Annotated in this window: 17 protein-coding genes; 8 read left to right on the top strand and 9 right to left on the bottom strand. The window is 72.6% G+C overall.

Translation table 11 applies throughout. The annotated features are described in order from the left end of the window. Window positions 1-9 precede the first annotated feature (9 nt). A complete protein-coding gene (locus tag ACFYR0_RS34455) occupies window positions 10-528 on the bottom strand; it encodes a hypothetical protein (RefSeq protein ID WP_389337167.1) in 519 nt (172 codons plus the stop codon). Between the two features lie 23 nt (window positions 529-551). After that, window positions 552-1,667 carry a magnesium and cobalt transport protein CorA gene (locus ACFYR0_RS34450; protein ID WP_389337164.1) on the bottom strand — a complete coding sequence of 372 codons (1,116 nt, stop codon included), beginning with the start codon at window positions 1,665-1,667 and terminating at the stop codon, window positions 552-554. A gap of 455 nt (window positions 1,668-2,122) precedes the next feature. Here ACFYR0_RS34450 and ACFYR0_RS34445 point away from each other — a divergent pair, with 455 nt between their 5' ends. The 4 genes from ACFYR0_RS34445 (at window position 2,123) to ACFYR0_RS34430 (ending at window position 5,364) form a co-directional block, all read left to right on the top strand. Beyond that, window positions 2,123-2,707 carry a suppressor of fused domain protein gene (locus ACFYR0_RS34445; protein ID WP_389337161.1) on the top strand — a complete coding sequence of 195 codons (585 nt, stop codon included), beginning with the start codon at window positions 2,123-2,125 and terminating at the stop codon, window positions 2,705-2,707. A gap of 147 nt (window positions 2,708-2,854) precedes the next feature. Next, the gene (locus tag ACFYR0_RS34440; RefSeq protein ID WP_389337159.1) at window positions 2,855-3,496 is read left to right on the top strand and encodes a DUF6758 family protein; all 642 of its coding nucleotides are present in this window, start codon (window positions 2,855-2,857) and stop codon (window positions 3,494-3,496) included. A gap of 347 nt (window positions 3,497-3,843) precedes the next feature. After that, window positions 3,844-4,701, top strand: coding sequence for a PHP domain-containing protein (locus ACFYR0_RS34435; protein WP_389337156.1), 858 nt, complete (start codon window positions 3,844-3,846; stop codon window positions 4,699-4,701). A gap of 57 nt (window positions 4,702-4,758) precedes the next feature. Continuing rightward, window positions 4,759-5,364, top strand: coding sequence for a MarC family protein (locus ACFYR0_RS34430; RefSeq protein WP_389337153.1), 606 nt, complete (start codon window positions 4,759-4,761; stop codon window positions 5,362-5,364). Between the two features lie 78 nt (window positions 5,365-5,442). Here ACFYR0_RS34430 and ACFYR0_RS34425 read toward each other — a convergent pair whose 3' ends face one another. Beyond that, window positions 5,443-5,595 (bottom strand): hypothetical protein, encoded by a 153-nt coding sequence (locus ACFYR0_RS34425; RefSeq protein WP_386378911.1) that lies wholly within the window; start codon window positions 5,593-5,595, stop codon window positions 5,443-5,445. Between the two features lie 185 nt (window positions 5,596-5,780). On the opposite strand from ACFYR0_RS34425, the gene ACFYR0_RS34420 reads away from it, so the two are divergent. Continuing rightward, window positions 5,781-6,692 (top strand): NYN domain-containing protein, encoded by a 912-nt coding sequence (locus ACFYR0_RS34420; protein WP_389337311.1) that lies wholly within the window; start codon window positions 5,781-5,783, stop codon window positions 6,690-6,692. A 47-nt stretch (window positions 6,693-6,739) separates the two neighbouring features. Here ACFYR0_RS34420 and ACFYR0_RS34415 read toward each other — a convergent pair whose 3' ends face one another. Together ACFYR0_RS34415 and ACFYR0_RS34410 are read right to left on the bottom strand one after the other, a co-directional pair. Further along, window positions 6,740-7,609, bottom strand: a complete 870-nt coding sequence (locus tag ACFYR0_RS34415; RefSeq protein ID WP_389337150.1) for an alpha/beta fold hydrolase — start codon at window positions 7,607-7,609, stop codon at window positions 6,740-6,742. 95 nt (window positions 7,610-7,704) lie between these two features. Further along, entirely contained in the window at window positions 7,705-10,305 is a 2,601-nt protein-coding gene (locus ACFYR0_RS34410; RefSeq protein ID WP_389337308.1) for a DEAD/DEAH box helicase, read from the bottom strand. A 530-nt stretch (window positions 10,306-10,835) separates the two neighbouring features. On the opposite strand from ACFYR0_RS34410, the gene ACFYR0_RS34405 reads away from it, so the two are divergent. Beyond that, window positions 10,836-11,591, top strand: a complete 756-nt coding sequence (locus ACFYR0_RS34405) for a ferritin-like fold-containing protein (RefSeq protein WP_389337147.1) — start codon at window positions 10,836-10,838, stop codon at window positions 11,589-11,591. A gap of 91 nt (window positions 11,592-11,682) precedes the next feature. Here ACFYR0_RS34405 and ACFYR0_RS34400 read toward each other — a convergent pair whose 3' ends face one another. From ACFYR0_RS34400 to ACFYR0_RS34385, 4 genes are all read right to left on the bottom strand, one after another. Beyond that, window positions 11,683-11,952, bottom strand: a complete 270-nt coding sequence (locus tag ACFYR0_RS34400; protein ID WP_389337144.1) for a hypothetical protein — start codon at window positions 11,950-11,952, stop codon at window positions 11,683-11,685. 296 nt (window positions 11,953-12,248) lie between these two features. Further along, the gene (locus ACFYR0_RS34395; protein WP_356686285.1) at window positions 12,249-12,476 is read right to left on the bottom strand and encodes a DUF3107 domain-containing protein; all 228 of its coding nucleotides are present in this window, start codon (window positions 12,474-12,476) and stop codon (window positions 12,249-12,251) included. 268 nt (window positions 12,477-12,744) lie between these two features. Next, entirely contained in the window at window positions 12,745-13,386 is a 642-nt protein-coding gene (locus tag ACFYR0_RS34390) for a TetR/AcrR family transcriptional regulator (RefSeq protein WP_386378907.1), read from the bottom strand. A 196-nt stretch (window positions 13,387-13,582) separates the two neighbouring features. Beyond that, complete coding sequence (locus ACFYR0_RS34385) at window positions 13,583-13,807, bottom strand: hypothetical protein (protein WP_389337141.1); 225 nt, start codon at window positions 13,805-13,807, stop codon at window positions 13,583-13,585. Between the two features lie 208 nt (window positions 13,808-14,015). Between ACFYR0_RS34385 and ACFYR0_RS34380 the strand changes: the two genes are divergently transcribed. After that, entirely contained in the window at window positions 14,016-15,140 is a 1,125-nt protein-coding gene (locus tag ACFYR0_RS34380; protein WP_389337138.1) for an alpha/beta fold hydrolase, read from the top strand. A gap of 631 nt (window positions 15,141-15,771) precedes the next feature. Beyond that, complete coding sequence (locus tag ACFYR0_RS34375; RefSeq protein WP_389337135.1) at window positions 15,772-16,890, top strand: DUF3152 domain-containing protein; 1,119 nt, start codon at window positions 15,772-15,774, stop codon at window positions 16,888-16,890. Window positions 16,891-17,114 lie beyond the last annotated feature (224 nt).

Raw genomic sequence — 17,114 nt, 5'->3', positions numbered from 1 at the left:
GGGGCGTGGTCAGCCGCGCCGCTTGCGGCCCTTGAACAGCAGCCGGGGAAGGCCTGCCGGAACGGGCTGCCGGGTCGTCGCCGGGCTCGGCAGCGGGGCCCGGGCGAGGGAGCCGTCGGGCAGGGGCGCGGTGGCCCCGGTGGGCTCCAGCCGCAGCACCCGGCACTCACGCGCCCAGCGCTCGGTCATGGCCTCGCCGTCGGGGGCGTTCAGCCGCTTGCCCTTCAGCTCGGCGACCACCGCCTGCCACGCCTCGGAGCCGGGCGCGAGCTCGACCGTCCGGGCGGACCAGGCAACCAGCCGGCCGCCCTTGTCCTTGCTGCGCACGGTGACCTCGGCGGTGCCGCCGTCGGCCAGCCCCGGCAGCGGCTGTTCCCCGGGGCCGTCGCCGACCAGGCAGGCCGCGCCCTCGTGCCACACGTGCCAGAGCGCGCGGGCGGCCGGGGCGCCGTCGCCCCGCACCCAGATGAGCCCGGACTTCTTCGTGGCCTCCTCGACGAGGGCCCGGTCGAGCAGCTCGCTAGTCATGCGGTCACCCTATCGGGGCGCGGTCAGAGCCAGCCGTTGCGCTTCAGCGTGCGGTGGATGCCGAGGCAGATCACCGCGGTGATGCCGAGCACCATCGGGTAGCCGAAGCGCCAGCGCAGTTCCGGCATGTGCTCGAAGTTCATCCCGTACACACCACACACCATCGTCGGTACGGCGATGATCGCCGCCCACGAGGTGATCTTGCGCATGTCCTCGTTCTGCGCGACGGACGCCTGCGCAAGGTTGGCCTGGAGGATGGAGTTCAGGAGCTCGTCGAAGCCCATGACCTGCTCCTGCACCCGGGCGAGGTGGTCGGCGACGTCCCGGAAGTACTTCTGGATGTCCGGGTCGATCAGCCGCATCGGCCGCTCGCTCAGCAGCTGCATGGGCCGCAGCAGCGGGGAGACGGCCCGCTTGAACTCCAGCACCTCGCGCTTGAGCTGGTAGATCCGCCCGGCGTCGGTGCCGCGCGGGGTGCCCTTGCGGCCCGGCGAGAACACCTCGGTCTCGACCTCGTCGATGTCGTCCTGCACCGCGTCGGCGACCGCGATGTAGCCGTCCACGACATGGTCGGCGATGGCGTGCAGCACCGCCGAAGGGCCCTTGGCCAGCAGCTCCGGCTCGTCCTGGAGGCGGTGGCGCAGCGCGCGCAGCGAGCCCTGGCCGCCGTGCCGGACGGTGATGAAGAAGTCCCGGCCGGTGAAGCACATGACCTCGCCGGCCTCGACGATCTCGCTGGTGGCCGTCAGCTCGTCGTGCTCGACGTAGTGGATGGTCTTGAAGACGGTGAACAGCGAGTCGTCGTAGCGCTCCAGCTTGGGCCGCTGGTGGGCCTGCACGGCATCCTCGACGGCCAGCGGGTGCAGCCCGAACTCGCTCGCGATACCGGCGAATTCGGCCTCGGTGGGCTCGTGCAGACCGATCCAGACGAACCCGCCGTCCCGGCGCACCTGACGCAGCGCCTCGTGCGGGCTCAGCGGCTTGCCGAAGTCCAGCCGGGCGCCGTCGCGGTAGACGGCGCAGTCGACGACGGCCGAGGGCGTACCGGGGTCGCGCGTCGTGTCGTAGCCGGTGGTGTCCTTGCGCAGGGACGGGCGGGCGGGACGCACAGCGGAACGCAGGTCGCGGATCATCGACATGGCGGGCTCCTTCGCTACGAGCAGCGCAAGGCGGCCGACGACGGGTGGAACTGCCCGGAATGGGGACGTCCTGGCGCGGAGATGTTTGGCACGTCCACAAAGCGGGGAGCACCGCACCGTCGCGGTGGCTGGCTTCGCTGCCGGTCAGATCAGACAGATCAGGCGGAACGAAACGAAGTGCTCTTCCGTGGGAAACGCGCGGGAGCGGCGCCGGAAAGGCTTGAGCCGGGAGAAGACAGCTACTTCAGCGGCCGGAAGAGCGGGTGGTACTGCACGGTCGACTTCGGTCCATCGCAGCCCCACCTCCTCCGGTCGGTCCCTCGTAAGGGAGATCCATCGGCGTCGGGACTCGAACCGCGACGCTTCTGCGTGCTGCCCGACCGGCCAAGAGTATCAGCCGACTGAAGTGTCAAGGCGCCGCTTTGCCTTGTACTGACGAGTTCTATGCTCGCCGCATGGTTGATGTTCTTCCTCTGGTCGAGGCCAGGTTGCGCATGGCGCTGGGCGAACCGGACGCCCGGGCGGCGGTCACCTTCCTCGGCACCGACCGCATCGAGGTGCTCCGCTTCCCGGGGGACGGCATCGTCCGTTACGTCACCCTGGGGATGTCCGCGCAGCCCATGTCCGACCCCACGGCGATGGTCGCCGACCCGGTCAAAGGGCCGCGTGCCGAGCTGGTCCTGACCGTGCGCGCGGGCCGCGCGGACACCGACAAGGTGCTCCGCCCGCTCGCGGTGCTGGGCGCCTCCCCGCAGGTCGAGGGCCTGATCGTGGCGCCCGGCGCCTCGCTGGACGTCGGCGAGCCGCTCTGGCCCGGCGCGCCCTTCACCTCCGTACTGGTCGCCGAGCCGGGCGGTCTGGTGGAGGACCTGGAGCTGGACGAGCCGCTGGACCCGGTCCGCTTCCTGCCGCTGCTGCCGATGACTCCGAACGAGGCCGCCTGGAAGCGGGTGCACGGGGCGCAGGCCCTCCAGGAGCGCTGGCTCGAGCACGGCACCGATCTGCGCGACCCGGCGCGTGCCTCCGTGCCGCTGGGGTGAGCCATCTCACCGCCGTCACGCGCGCCGGGGCGTCCGGGTGCGTTGGGCCGGTTGGTGGACCCCCGCCCACCGAGTCCAGGTGATCGTCGGCCCCGGACGGGTGATCGTCCTTGACGGGAGGGTGTCCGGGTAGGACCGTGGAGCCCTATGAGGGGCGAACCCAGTTGCCCGAAGTGCGGTGGCCGGGTCAGGGCTCCCGGTCTCTTCGCCGATTCCTGGCAGTGCGACGTCCACGGCACGGTGCATCCGGTGCAGCCCGTGATCCCGCCGAGCGTCGAGGGCCTCGGCGTGGTGGTGCATCGCACGAAGGTGCCCGTGTGGATGCCGTGGCCGTTGCCGGTCGGCTGGCTGTTCACGGGCGTGGCGAGTGCCGGTGACGACCGCAGTGGTGGTCGTGCGACGGCGGTGGCCTGTTCCGGACCCGGTCCGCTCGGCGGGATGGGCGAGCTGATCCTGGTCGCCGAGGAGCTCGGCGTGGGGCTCGGCGCGCGGTACGCCGGCATCGACGGGCCCGATCCCGGCCCTCATCTGAACGTGGAGAAGCCGCCGCAGGCGAAGGTCCTGGCCGGCGGGCGGCCGACGCCGCTGTGGCATGTCGCCGGGACGCCCGACGACCGGGCCGTCTTCGCCGGTGAGGCGCTCGGGATGTGGGTCTGGGCCGTGGTGTGGCCCGAGCAGTCCGGGTTGCTGATGTACGAGGACATGGTGCTGGCGGATCTGCGGGACGCGGGGGCCGAGGTGGAGCTTGTTCCCTGCGGGGCGTTGTCGCCGCGCTTGCTTGAGCCGTGACGCCCGCTGAGGGTGGGGGTGTGCTGTTGTCGCCTGCGTGCGGGCCGTCGTGGGCTTGTCGCGCCCGTGCGGCGGAGCCGCAGATCGATACGGCCCCGCGCCCCTTGGGGCGTTGCCGCGTAGGGCGTCGGGTCGCCCGGGTGTACTTGCGCCCGTGCGGCGGAGTCGTAAATCGATACGGTCCCGCGCCCCTTCGGGTGTCAGGTTGTCCGGGTGTGCTTGCGCTGGTCTGGTGGCACCTGTGATGTAAAGGTCTCTCGGGCGGTTCGGGTGTGACATGGGCGCTCTCGGGGGCGGTTATCCTTGGGTGGCCCCCTTTCGTCCCGTGAGCGCTTGGAGTTCGTGTCGTGCGTATCGACCTGCACACCCACTCCACCGCTTCCGACGGTACGGACACCCCCGCCGAGCTGGTGCGTCGTGCCGGGGCCGCCGGGCTGGACGTCATCGGGCTGACCGACCACGACACCACCCGGGGCTACGCCGAGGCGATCGCCGCGCTCCCCGCCGGGCTCACGCTGGTCACCGGGGCCGAGCTGTCCTGCCGTATCGACGGCGTGGGCATGCACATGCTGGCCTACCTGTTCGACGCCGAGGAGCCCGCCCTGCTCGCCGAGCGGGAGCTGGTGCGGGACGACCGTGTGCCGCGGGCCAAGGGCATGATCGCCAAGCTGAACGAACTGGGCGTGCCGGTGACCTGGGAGCAGGTCGCGCGGATCGCCGGTGACGGCTCGGTCGGCCGGCCGCACATCGCCACCGCCCTGGTCGAGCTGGACGTCGTACCCACCGTGAGCGACGCCTTCACCCGGCAGTGGCTGGCCGACGGCGGGCGGGCGTACGTGGAGAAGCACGAGAGCGACCCGTTCGAGGCGATCCGGCTGGTCAAGGCGGCCGGCGGAGTCACCGTCCTCGCGCACCCGGCGGCCGTCAAGCGCGGGCGCACGGTCCCCGAGTCCGCCATCGCGGCGATGGCCGGGGCCGGGCTCGACGGGATCGAGGTCGACCACATGGACCACGACCCGGAGACCCGCGCCCGGCTGCGCGGGCTGGCCGGCGACCTCGGTCTGCTGGTCACCGGCTCCAGCGACTACCACGGCAGCCGCAAGACGGTCGCGCTCGGCGAGTTCACCACCGACCCCGAGATCTACGGGGAGATCACCCGGCGGGCCGCGGGCGCGTTCCCGGTTCCGGGCGCCGGCGGAGTCTGAGGGCCGGCCTCCCGCTCCCGCCCGTCCGCTTCACCTCACCAAGGTCTGCCTTCACCCATGTTCGACGTCGCTGTCTTCGGCTCGCTCTTTTTGACCCTTTTCGTCATCATGGATCCCCCTGGGATCACCCCGATCTTCCTCGGTCTGACCGCCGGCCGGCCCGCGAAGGTGCAGAGGCGGATGGCCTTCCAGGCCGTCTGTGTCGCGGGCGGGGTGATCGCCGTCTTCGGGCTCCTCGGCCACCAGATCCTCGACTACCTCCATGTCTCCGTCCCCGCCCTGATGATCGCGGGCGGGCTGCTGCTCCTGCTGATCGCCCTCGACCTGCTCACCGGCAAGACCGACGAGCCGAAGGCGACCAAGGACGTCAACGTCGCGCTCGTGCCGCTCGGCATGCCGCTGCTGGCCGGTCCCGGCGCGATCGTGTCCGTGATCCTGGCCGTGCAGAAGGCCGACGGCGTGGCCGCGCAGGTGTCGGTGTGGACGGCGATCGTCGCCATCCACGTCGTGCTGTGGCTGGTGATGCGCTACTCGCTGCTGATCATCCGGGTGATCAAGGACGGCGGCGTCGTGCTCGTCACCCGGCTCGCGGGCATGATGCTCTCCGCCATCGCCGTGCAGCAGATCATCAACGGCGTCACCCAGGTCGTCCAGGGCGGCTGACCCGCCGCGCGCACGAACGGAGCCCCGTACGGTCTGATCGCCGTACGGGGCTCCGGAGCTGTCGGTCGTGATCCGCTGTTACAAGGCCGTGGTGTCGGCCGGGCGGATCCACAGGCGCTGTCCGATGGCGGCGGCCTGCTGAACGATCCTGTTGACGGAGGCGGCGTCCACGACGGTGCTGTCCACGGGTGTGCCGTCGACGTCGTCCAGTCGCATGATTTCGAAGCGCAAGGCTTCTCCCTTCGTCTGGTCATCCTCCTGCGGAGAATTACTGCGTACGCAGGGAGTCAACGGCATGCGTGTGACGAACATTCCCTACGCTAAGGAAATTTTTCGAACAACTAAATACTAGCGAGTGAGGGGTTCGCGCGGGACCGACCGGGGCCGGTTGTGTTCGCAGCGTGACGACCGGGACAATGGAGGCGATGAACGACGACCTCGCCGCCCTGGCAGCCCGCATCGACAGCACCAACGACCTCCTCCGTCGCATGCTGGCCGAGGTGGCGAAGACCCCCTCGACCCACGCGATCTTCGTCGACGCGGGATACCTCTACGCGGCCGCGGGGCGGCTGATCGCCGGGACCGAGGACCGGCGGGCCTTCGACCTCGACGCCGAGGGGCTGATCGAGGCGCTCATCGACCGCGCCCGGAACGTCTTCGCGGACAGCAGACTGCTGCGGGTCTACTGGTACGACGGCGCCCGGCGGCGCATCCACACCGCCGAGCAGCAGTCCATCGCCGAACTGCCCGACGTCAAGGTCCGCCTCGGCAACCTCAACGCCAACAACCAGCAGAAGGGCGTCGACTCCCTCATCAGGACCGACCTGGAGTCCCTGGCCCGGCACCGCGCCATCAGCGACGCGGCCCTCCTCGGCGGCGACGAGGACCTGGTCTCCGCCGTCGAGGCGGCCCAGGGCTACGGGGCCCGGGTGCACCTGTGGGGCATCGAGGCACCGGACGGCCGCAACCAGGCCGAGCCGTTGCTGTGGGAGGTCGACAGCCAGCGCACGCTCGACGTCGAGTTCTTCAAGCCGTACGTCAGCCGCCGCACCTCCCCGGTCTACGACCCCGGCGCCGCGCCCGCGGGCCGGCCCAGCCGGGAGGACGTGCGCTTCGTCGGCGCCCAGATCGCCGCGAAGTGGCTGGCCGAGCGCGGCCGGGACACGCTGATCGAGCTGCTGCCCGGACACCCGTATCTGCCCGGCTCGGTCGACCAGGATCTGCTGGTGGAGGCGGAGGGCGTGCTCCAGTACTCCCTGCGCGGCCAGGCCGACCTGCGGCGCGCGCTGCGCGACGGCTTCTGGGAGCACCTGCGGACGCTGTACTAGCGCCCTTCCGGCGGAGGGCCGTCAGAAGGGCCCTGGCACCGGATCGCTTACCGCTCGCCGTCCCAGAAGGCGGCCAGGGCCTCGGCCGTCGGCAGGGGGCGGTCCACGTTCGGGGAGTGGTCGGCGCCGACGACGACCGTGCGGCGCGCGGCGAGCCGTACGGCCATCTCGTCCAGCAGCGGCACCGGCCAGGTGTCGTCGGCGTCGCCGGACAGGACGTGGAACGGCAGCGGGAGAGCGGCGAGTTCGTCGACGCGGTCCGGCTCTGTGCACAACTGCCTGCCCGTGGCGAGCAGTTGCGCGGGAGTGTGGCCGAGCCAGCGGCGGCGCAGATGGTCCGTGGAGCCGGTTCCGACGGCGGGGTCGCCGACGTCCTCGGGCGCGCCCATCGCCTGGATCGCCTCCCAGACCTCGGCCATCGTCATCACCGCGAGCGCGCCGTGCAGCAGCCGTACGCGTTCCTGCTGCGAGGGCGAGATCCGCGCCGGGCCCGAGGCCATCAGGGTGAGCGAGGCGAAGGGGGAGTGGTCGAGCAGCACGGCCGCGCGGGCGATCTGGCCGCCGAGGGAGTGCCCGAGCAGATGCAGGGGATCACCGCCGTCCAGCGCGGCCGCCTGTGCGAGCACGTCCAGGGCCAGCTCCCGCTGGGCGTAGGCCGACTCGTCGTCGGGGCCGCCGGACTCGAACTGTCCCCGGCCGTCCACCGCGACCGTGCGGTAACCGCAGGCCGCGAGCGGCTCGTGCAGCAGGTGGAAGTCCTCCTTGCTGCCCGTGAAGCCGGGCAGCAGCAGCACGACACCCTTCGGGGCGACACCGGGGGCCGCGTCGTGGTCGACCACTGCGAAGTCGCCGCGGGCCGTGCGGAGACGGTAGGCGCGGGCACCGGGGGGAGGGTTCAGCGTCGGGGGGTTGCTCACGGGGTGAGGGTAGTCGCCGTCGTCGGCGCATATGCCGACGGGCCGGTCCCCGCGTGTGCGGGGACCGGCCCGTCGGGCGTTCTGCCGGCTGTCGATCAGCCCTCGGCGGGCTCGGCCGCCTTGCGGGTGCGGCGCGCCCGCGGAGCGGCCTCGACCGTCTCCGTGGCCGCCGTCTCCGTGTCCGCGGCCGGCTTGGCGGCGGCGGTCTTGCGGGTGCGGCGCGGCTTGGCGGCGGGCGCGTCCGGCTCCTGCGTGGCCTGGGCCGGGATCCCGGCGGCGGGCGCCTCCGGCTCGGCGGCCTTGCGGGTGCGGCGGACCCTCGGCTTGGCCTCGGTGCCCTCGGCCGTCTCGACCGCCGCGGTGGCGGCGGTCTTGCGGGTGCGCTTCGGCTTGGCCTCGGCGGTGTCCGCGTCGATGGCGGCGTCGGTAGCCGTGGCGGCCGTCTTGCGGGTGCGCCGGGGCTTGGCCTCGACGGCCTCCGCGGTGTCGACGGCCGCGGTGGCAGCCGTGGTGGCGGCCGTCTTGCGGGTGCGGCGCGGCTTGGCCTCGACGGCCTCCACCGCGTCGGCCGTGGCCGCCGTCTCCGTGTCCGCGGCCGGCTTGGTGGCGGCGGTCTTGCGGGTGCGGCGCGGCTTGGCCTCCACGCCCTCGACCGTGTCGACGGCCTCGGTCGCGGTGGCGGCGGTCTTGCGGGTCCGCTTCGGCTTGGCCTCGACGGCGTCCGTGTCGGTCGCCGTGGCGGCCGTCTTGCGGGTGCGGCGCGGCTTCGCCTCGACGGCCTCCACCGTGTCCGCCACCGTCTCGGCGGGTGCGGTGGCGGCGGTCTTGCGGGTGCGGCGCGGCTTGGCGGCGGGCGCGTCCGGCTCCTGCGTGGCCTGGGCCGGGATCCCGGCGGCGGGCGCCTCCGGCTCAACGGCCTTGCGGGTGCGGCGGACCCTCGGCTTGGCCTCGGTCGCCTCGGCCGTGTCCACCGCCGTCTCGGCGGGTGCGGCGGCCGCGGTCCTGCGGGTGCGGCGCGCCCTGGTGACGGGCGCCTCCGGCTCGGTCACCTCGACCGGTGTCGCGACGGCAGGGGCCTCCACGACAGGGGTCGCCACGGCGGCCTCGGCCTCGGGAACGACCGTGGTCGCCTCGGCCGACCGGCGCGTACGGCGGCGGCGCGGCCTGCCGGCCTCGGCTTCCGGCGCGTCCAGCACGGCCGGACCCTCCGCGGCGGCCACGGCGGACTCCGCCTCGACCGGAGCGGCGGCGGCCGCGGCCACCGACGGAGCGGCGGCACCGCCACGGGTACGGCGACGACGGCGCGGGGTGCGCGCGGTCACGCCCTCGGCGGCGGACTCGGCCGTCTCGGCGACCGGCGTACCGGCCGCGGCCTCGCCCTCCACCCTGGCCCCGCCGCGGGTACGACGGCGGTTGCGCGGCGTACGCGCCGAACGCTCACGGTCGTCGGAGCGGGACTCGTCCCGGCCGCCACGGCCACCACGACCGCGCGGACCGCGGCCGCCGGGCTCGCCCAGGTCCTCCAGCACCTCCGCGTCCAGCCCGGCGCGCGTGCGCTCCGAACGCGGCAGGACACCCTTGGTGCCCGCCGGGATGCCGAGGTCCTCGAAGAGGTGCGGGGACGAGGAGTACGTCTCCACCGGGTCGTTGAAGTCCAGCTCCAGCGCCTTGTTGATCAGCTGCCAGCGCGGGATGTCGTCCCAGTCGACGAACGTGATCGCCGTACCCGACGCGCCCGCGCGGCCGGTGCGGCCGACGCGGTGCAGGTACGTCTTCTCGTCCTCGGGGGACTGGTAGTTGATGACATGGGTGACGTTCTCGACGTCGATGCCGCGCGCGGCGACGTCGGTGCAGACGAGGACGTCGACCTTGCCGTTGCGGAAGGCGCGCAGCGCCTGCTCGCGGGCGCCCTGGCCGAGGTCGCCGTGGACCGCGCCGGAGGCGAAGCCGCGGCGCTGGAGCTGCTCGGCGATGTCGGCGGCGGTGCGCTTGGTCCGGCAGAAGATCATCGCCAGCGCGCGGCCCTCGGCCTGCAGTATGCGGGCGACCATCTCCGGCTTGTCGAGGGAGTGCGCGCGGTACACGAACTGCTTGATGTTCGCGTGCGTGATGCCCTCGTCGCCCGGGTCGGTGGCGCGGATGTGCGTGGGCTGCGACATGTAGCGGCGGGCCAGTCCGATGACCGCGCCCGGCATGGTCGCCGAGAACAGCATGGTCTGGCGCTTGGCCGGGAGCATCGCGATGATCTTCTCGACGTCGGGCAGGAAGCCCAGGTCGAGCATCTCGTCGGCCTCGTCGAGGACGAGGGACTTCACACGGCTCAGGTCCAGCTTCCTCTGGCCCGCGAGGTCGAGCAGTCGGCCGGGGGTGCCGACGACGACGTCGACGCCCTTCTTCAGGGCCTCGACCTGGGGCTCGTAGGCCCGGCCGCCGTAGATCGCGGTGACGCGCACATTGCGCACCTTGCCCGCGGTCAGCAGGTCGTTCGTGACCTGCTGGCACAGCTCGCGCGTGGGGACGACGACGAGCGCCTGCGGGGCGTCGGTCAGGTCCTCGGGGCGGGCGCGGCCGGCCTCGACGTCGGCGGGGACGGTGACGCGCTCCACGAGCGGGAGGCCGAAGCCCAGCGTCTTGCCGGTGCCGGTCTTGGCCTGGCCGATGATGTCCGTGCCGGAGAGGGCGACGGGGAGCGTCATCTCCTGGATGGGGAAGGGGTTGACGATGCCGACGGCCTCCAGGGCCTCGGCGGTCTCGGGAAGGATTCCGAGCTCTCGGAACGTCGTAGTCAGGGTGCTGCCTCTTCTGTGTGCGCGGTGCGAGGCGAGCGCGGGGTCGTGTCCGACCGTGCCGGGGACGTCGGTCGCCACACGGGGCGGCCGTGGGGCACGGGACCATTCCGACGCTCTAGCGCTCGAACCGCTGAGGGTGTCCCCCTCCGATCGTCGTACGCAGAGTGCCGTACGGTCAGGGAGGGCTGTCGGGTCGGAGCCGATCGGGCCACCGACCGGGCATCCTCATACGTGCGGCCTGTCGGGATACGGCACTTCCGACGCGTTCGGACGTGCCTTCGTACCAGCAGGCGCATTACCACCATACCCCGGATTGGCGCACACGCGATGGCCGATTCGGTCACGTTGTCGTCGTCACACTTGCGGGCACGGTCCGGCCGGGTGTCCTGGCCACTATGACTGACCAGGGACTTCCCTCATGCGGAGAGCGGGCTATTGTGCGCTTCATGACGAGCTCTGACAAGCCTGAGAACGCCCCCGAAACCGCCGCCGAGCCCACCGGTGTCGCCGCCCAGGACTGGGCACAGGCCTCCGCCGACCCGCAGTACCGCGCCGCCGTCGTGGACCTGCTCGGCGCGCTCGCGTACGGCGAGCTCGCGGCGTTCGAGCGGCTGGCGGAGGACGCCAAGCTCGCGCCGACGCTGGCGGACAAGGCGGAGCTGGCGAAGATGGCCTCGGCGGAGTTCCACCACTTCGAGCGGCTGCGGGACCGGCTGACGGAGATCGGCGAGGAGCCGACGGACGCCATGCAGCCCTTCGTCGCCGCCCTGGACGGCTTCCACAGGCAGACGGCCCCGTCGGACTGGCTGGAGGGCCTGGTCAAGGCCTACGTCGGCGACTCGATCGCCAGTGACTTCTACCGGGAGGTCGCCGCCCGGCTCGACTCGGACACGCGCTCGCTGGTGCTGGCCGTGCTCGACGACACGGGGCACGCAGGCTTCGCCGTCGAGCGGGTGCGCGCGGCCATCGACGCCGACCCGCGCGTGGGCGGGCGGCTGGCACTGTGGGCGCGGCGGCTGATGGGCGAGGCGCTGTCGCAGTCGCAGCGCGTGGTCGCCGAGCGGGACGCGCTGTCCACGATGCTGGTGGGCGGGGTGGCCGACGGGTTCGACCTCGCGGAGGTCGGGCGGATGTTCTCGCGGATCACCGAGGCCCACACCAAGCGCATGGCCGCGCTGGGACTGGCCGCCTGACGGCTTCCGCCGCCGGGACATGACGAAGGGCGCGGTCTTCCGCGCCCTTCGGTGTACCCAGCTGTGGCTGTACCCGCTTCCGCCCGGTCCGTCAGACCGTCACTGATCGTCGGCGGAGTCGTCCGTCGGGGCGCAGCAGCAGGGACAGCGAGGCCGTCGAGACGATCAGGGCGCCGAGCAGGCTCAGGGGGACCGCGGCCGCGTCCAGCGCGGTGTGCGTGATGAAGTCACCGAACAGGGCACCGGCCACGCCGGTCGAGTAGACCAGGGGCCGGGCCGGCAGACGGTGGGACAGCCGGTTCGACGCGGCCCACGCCAAGGCGAGACCGAGCAGTGCGGAACCGAGCGCTTCCAAGATCATGAAGAGTCCCTCCCACGCGGCCGACCTGGTGCCTGCGGTCGTCGTGCGTCATACCCGTGACCTGCGGAATCCAATCCTCCCCTGTGTGCAGGATGTGAGCCGTTGGGGAAGGCGGGGCGTGGGCCGTTCGGGGATCACCGGGTGAGGGCGTCCCGACCTGCGGACACGGCGCGGGGCGGGCTGTCCGGGCATCGCCGGGGGAACGTCCCGCGGAACGTCCGGGGTGCACGACGAGGGGCCCGGCGACCGAAGTCACCGGGCCCCTCGTGGCGTCGTACGCCTTGCGGCGTGTGCTCCTAGAGCGCGCCGAAGCCCACCTTGCGCGGGGCCGCCTCGCCGAGCTCGACGTAGGCGAGACGGTCTGCCGGCACCAGAACCTTGCGGCCGTGCTCGTCCACGAGGCTCAGCAGCTGCGACTTCCCGGACAGCGCGTCGGCCACGATGGCCTCGACCTCCTCGGCCGTCTGACCGCTCTCCAGAACGATCTCGCGCGGCGCGTGCTGCACGCCGATCTTGACCTCCACGGCTATGTCCCTCCGAACGGTCAGTGAAGTGCGCGGCCATCCGCGCCGTACCCAGCACACATTAGCCCGGTGAGGGGACGGACACGGTCCGCGCGGCCACGCCAGGAGCGAACAGCCGCCGGGAACAGATCCCGGCGGCTGTTCTCCGTGTCTTCCTGGTGCACGGCTGCCCGGGACGGCGCGCGGGCCCGGCCGGGCGCCGTACGGCCGTCCGCGCCCGGGGTGCCCGACGTCCCCTCGGCGGAACCGCCCGGTGCCGTACGGCCCCTCAGTGCTGGTCGGTGCCGTGCAGCGGGAAGCCCGCGATACCGCGCCAGGCCAGCGAGGTCAGCAGCTGGACCGCCTCGTCGCGCGGGACACTGCGGTCGCTGTGCAGCCAGGAACGCGCGACCACCTGGGCCAGGCCCCCGAGGCCCGAGGCCAGCAGCATGGACTCGTCCCGCGACAGCCCGGTGTCCTCGGCGATGACGTCGCAGATCGCCTCGGCGCAGTCGTTGGTGACCTTGTCGACACGCTCGCGCACCGCGGGCTCGTTCGTCAGGTCCGACTCGAAGACCAGGCGGAAGGCGCCGCCGTCGTCCTCGACATAGGCGAAGTAGGCGTCCATGGTCGCCCGTACGCGCTGCTTGTTGTCGGTCGTCGACGCGAGGGCGCGCTGCACGGCCTGGATCAGGGACTCGCAGTGCTGGTCCAGCAGGGCGAGATAGAGGTCGAGCTTGCCCGGGAAGTGCTGGTAGAGCACCGGCTTGCTGACCCCGGCGCGCTCGGCGATGTCGTCCATCGCGGCGGCGTGGTAGCCCTGCGCCACGAAGACTTCCTGGGCGGCGCCCAGCAGTTGGTTCCGTCGGGCACGGCGCGGCAGGCGCGTGCCCCTCGGGCGTGCCGCCTCTGTCTGCTCGATGGCTGTCACGCCGCCTCCCAAGTTCGTCCACATGCGGTGAGCGCCGCGCGGCCATCGTACTTTTGGGTAACCGTGGTGTGCGCGGTGCGAACGCAGAATTTCACGTACCGGACGGCGGCGAAAGCCGTGCAGACGGTTTCGAACCGGTGCGTAGAGGGCAGAATGTCGCCTCTTTACCTGGTCAGGCCTCGGTGTCAACCGGGCGTCAGCGGTAGTCGTCCTCGTCGAGCGAGACGATCCGGGTCTGTTCGATGAGGTCGGCCTCGTCGGCCCGATCCCGGTCGGCGCCGGTCATCCTCTCGTCGTGCTCCGGAGCGACGTCGGCGTTCTGCTCGGCCGTGTCGGCCTCGGGCGCCTCGACGTCGAACTCCTCGCTCTCCCGTGTCTCCTCCACCTCGAACGTGTCGGGGTCGGTGGGATCGACGGTCATGATGGGCTCCCTTCCTGCGCACGCCTACGAACGGCCCCGGGAAAAGGCAGGGGTCACACGCGGGTGCCCTCTTTAAGAGCCTAGGAGACCTGCGATCCGGACGCTATGCGATGCGCGTCCGGGGCGTCACCGCGTGCGTGCGGGTGCTGTGACGGCCACCACAGGCGAACACATGAGTCAGTGCGTGATCGTCTCGTAACATTGCCGCATGTCTTCGACCGAGCTGCCTCCCGTGCCGACCGCCAGCGTGCTCCCGAAGACGGCGCCCGTCCGGGTCGCGGACGGCGAGCGGCTCAGGACGGTCGGGTTCCCGGGCATCACGCTGACCATCCGGTCGCGTCCGCCCGCGCGCGAGGGCCTCGAACCCGCCTTGTACGTCCACGGCCTCGGCGGTTCCTCGCAGAACTGGTCGGCGCTGATGGAGCTGCTGGAAGGTGTGGTCGACTGCGAGGCGCTCGATCTGCCGGGCTTCGGCGACTCCCCGCCGCCGGACGACGGCGACTACTCCGTCACCGGGCACGCCCGCGCGGTCATCCGCTACCTCGACGCCTGCGGGCGCGGACCCGTACACCTCTTCGGCAACTCCCTCGGCGGCGCGGTCTCCACCCGCGTCGCCGCCGTACGGCCCGACCTGGTGCGCACGCTCACCCTGGTCTCGCCCGCGCTGCCCGAGCTCCGCGTCCAGCGCAGCGCGGTGCCGACCGCGCTGCTGGCGCTGCCCGGAGTGGCGGGCCTGTTCACCCGGCTCACCAAGGAGTGGACGGCGGAACAACGGGTCCGCGGAGTCCTCGGGCTCTGTTACGGAGACCCCGGACGGGTGACACCGGACGGGCTGCGGTACGCGGTCGAGGAGATGGAACGGCGGCTCCGGCTGCCGTACTTCTGGGACGCGATGGCACGCTCCGCGCGCGGGATCGTCGACGCGTACACCCTCGGTGGCCAGCACGGACTGTGGCGTCAGGCGGAACGCGTCCTCGCCCCGACCCTGCTGGTCTACGGCGGGCGCGACCAGCTCGTCGGCTACCGGATGGCCCAAAAGGCCGCCCGTTCCTTCCGCGACTCGCGTCTGCTGACGCTTCCGGACGCCGGGCATGTGGCGATGATGGAGTACCCCGAGACGGTGTCCACCGCCTTCCGCGAACTGCTGGCGGACACCTGCGGGCGCACCGGTGCCGGGCTCGACGCCGACCCGGGTGACGCGACGGGGGAGGGCGGGCCCGTGCGTCCGTCCGGTACAACGGGTACGCCCGGACCTCCGGGCTCGTCCGGTACAACGGGTACGCCCGGTGCGCCGGGTACGACGGCGAGTACGACCGAGAACAAGAGGAGCTGAGGCGCGGGTGGGACGCCACAGCCGCCGGGGACCCGCGCCGAAGGGCGCCGGAGCCCGGCGGATCCTGGGGGGCTCGCGCTCCGCGGAGGACTCGGGCACGCCCCAAGGGGCGCCGTCCGCCGAAGCGTCGCGCGCCGCGGGTGATCCACGGCCGGCCTCGGGGGACCCGCGTGTTCCCGGGACGCCGTCGCCCGAGCAGGTACGGGCCTGGCGGTCGGCCGGCCGGCCGCCGGGTGCCACGCCCGGCCTCGGGGGACAGGGGCAAGGTCAGGGACAGGGCCACGGTCAGGGGTACGGGCCCGCGCAGGGAGCGCCCCGCTTCGACGGGACGCCCGCGCGAGGGGTGCCTCGGTACGCCGACGGCACGCCGACTCATGGGGTCCCGCGCTTCCCGGACGGCACGCCCGCGCACGGCGTGCCGCGCTTTCCCGACGGCACGCCCGCTCACGGCGTCGCGCGGTTCCCCGACGGGACGCCCGCGCGTGGCGTACCACGGTTCCCCGACGGCACCGCCGCCCATGGGGTCCCGCACTCTCCCCACGGCACTCCCGCGCAGGGGGTGCCGCGTCTTCCTGACGGCACTCCTGCGCGTGGCGTACCGCGGTTCCCCGACGGCACGCCCGCCCATGGCATGCCCCGCTTCGACGGCACGCCCGCGCACGGTATGCCCCGGGTGCGTGGCGGGCATCCCGAGCAGCGGGAATCCGGCGGTGGCTGGGGGGAGTTGAGGGGCCAGGCGGAGGGCACGACCGGTACCGCGCTGCCCCGGCAGCGGCAGGCGCCGCCCGGCGGGCCGCGGCAGGACTACGTCTCCGCGTTCGACGAGGGCGGGGACGTCCCGGGAGGCCGCGGGGCCTCCGCCGGTGAGGACCCGTACGCCTCCGTCACCCAGTGGGACGCACGGCCCCCCGCCGGGACGGACCACGGCGGGCAGCCGGTCCGCAAGGGCGGCAAGGGGAAGGCGTTCACCGGGATCGCGGCGGCCGCGGTGACCACCGTGCTGGCCGTGGTCGTGACCGGCCAGGTCACCGACCGGGGCGAGGACACCAGCGTGGGCGCCCAGTCGGCCCCCGGCACGGGCCGGGGCGTGCACGACGCCGCCTCGCGCGGCGAAGGACGCCCGACGCCCAGCACACCGCCGATCGTGCCGCTGACGTACGAGCAGAAGATGGGCGAGAAGTACGCGCTGGCACCGGGGCTCGACGGTTCGGGGAAGTTCGACGCCATCCCCGGCATCGACAAGGCGCCCGGCAAGGGGCAGAAGTTCACCTACCGCGTGGACGTCGAGCAGGGACTCGGGCTGGACGGCGAGCTGTTCGCCCAGGCCGTGTACAAGACGCTGAACGACGAACGCAGTTGGGCGCACGGCGGCGGCCGTACCTTCGAGCGCATCCACTCCGGCGAGCCCGACTTCGTGATCACCCTGGCTAGTCCCGGCACCACCGCGGACTGGTGCGCCAAGTCCGGCCTGGACACGACCGAGGACAACGTCTCCTGCGACTCCGCCTCCACCGAGCGCGTGATGATCAACGCCTACCGCTGGGCGCAGGGTTCGAAGACGTACGGCGACGAGATCCACGCCTACCGGCAGATGCTGATCAACCACGAGGTCGGCCACCGTCTCGGGTTCCACCACGTGACCTGCGACAAGGACGGCGACCTCGCGCCCGTCATGCAGCAGCAGACCAAGTTCCTGGACCACGACGGTGTGAGCTGCCGGCCCAACCCCTGGGCGTACCCCAAGAGTTGACCGGTCCGGGCGGCATGGTGACGATCCGTAGGCAAATGATCTCTTAGCGCGACGGAACGCCACCCGCCCGCGAAAGTTACGACCGTTCACCCCTTCTGGTGGCGGGGCGGGCCCCACCCCCCCCCCCCCCCCCCCGGGGCCCCCGCCCCGCCGCCCCCCCCCGCCCCCCCGGGCCCCCCCGGGCCGGGGTAGGGGGGGCGGGGGGGGGCGCGGGGGGGGCGGGG

Source organism: Streptomyces sp. NPDC005017 (assembly GCF_042873115.1).
Taxonomy (GTDB): domain Bacteria; phylum Actinomycetota; class Actinomycetes; order Streptomycetales; family Streptomycetaceae; genus Streptomyces.
The sequence above is the reverse complement of the archived record's forward strand: the minus strand, read 5'-3'. Positions and strand labels throughout refer to the sequence as shown.

Coding starts and splice junctions, on each gene's coding strand:
- ACFYR0_RS34410 (WP_389337308.1), bottom strand. CDS start 10,305: ATGACGCTCCCCGTCGCCCTCTCCGGCACGGACATCATCGGCCAGGCC.
- ACFYR0_RS34450 (WP_389337164.1), bottom strand. CDS start 1,667: ATGTCGATGATCCGCGACCTGCGTTCCGCTGTGCGTCCCGCCCGCCCG.
- ACFYR0_RS34455 (WP_389337167.1), bottom strand. CDS start 528: ATGACTAGCGAGCTGCTCGACCGGGCCCTCGTCGAGGAGGCCACGAAG.
- ACFYR0_RS34375 (WP_389337135.1), top strand. CDS start 15,772: ATGCCCCGCTTCGACGGCACGCCCGCGCACGGTATGCCCCGGGTGCGT.
- ACFYR0_RS34445 (WP_389337161.1), top strand. CDS start 2,123: ATGGTTGATGTTCTTCCTCTGGTCGAGGCCAGGTTGCGCATGGCGCTG.
- ACFYR0_RS34385 (WP_389337141.1), bottom strand. CDS start 13,807: ATGACCGTCGATCCCACCGACCCCGACACGTTCGAGGTGGAGGAGACA.
- ACFYR0_RS34420 (WP_389337311.1), top strand. CDS start 5,781: ATGGAGGCGATGAACGACGACCTCGCCGCCCTGGCAGCCCGCATCGAC.
- ACFYR0_RS34440 (WP_389337159.1), top strand. CDS start 2,855: ATGAGGGGCGAACCCAGTTGCCCGAAGTGCGGTGGCCGGGTCAGGGCT.
- ACFYR0_RS34400 (WP_389337144.1), bottom strand. CDS start 11,952: ATGATCTTGGAAGCGCTCGGTTCCGCACTGCTCGGTCTCGCCTTGGCG.
- ACFYR0_RS34430 (WP_389337153.1), top strand. CDS start 4,759: ATGTTCGACGTCGCTGTCTTCGGCTCGCTCTTTTTGACCCTTTTCGTC.
- ACFYR0_RS34380 (WP_389337138.1), top strand. CDS start 14,016: ATGTCTTCGACCGAGCTGCCTCCCGTGCCGACCGCCAGCGTGCTCCCG.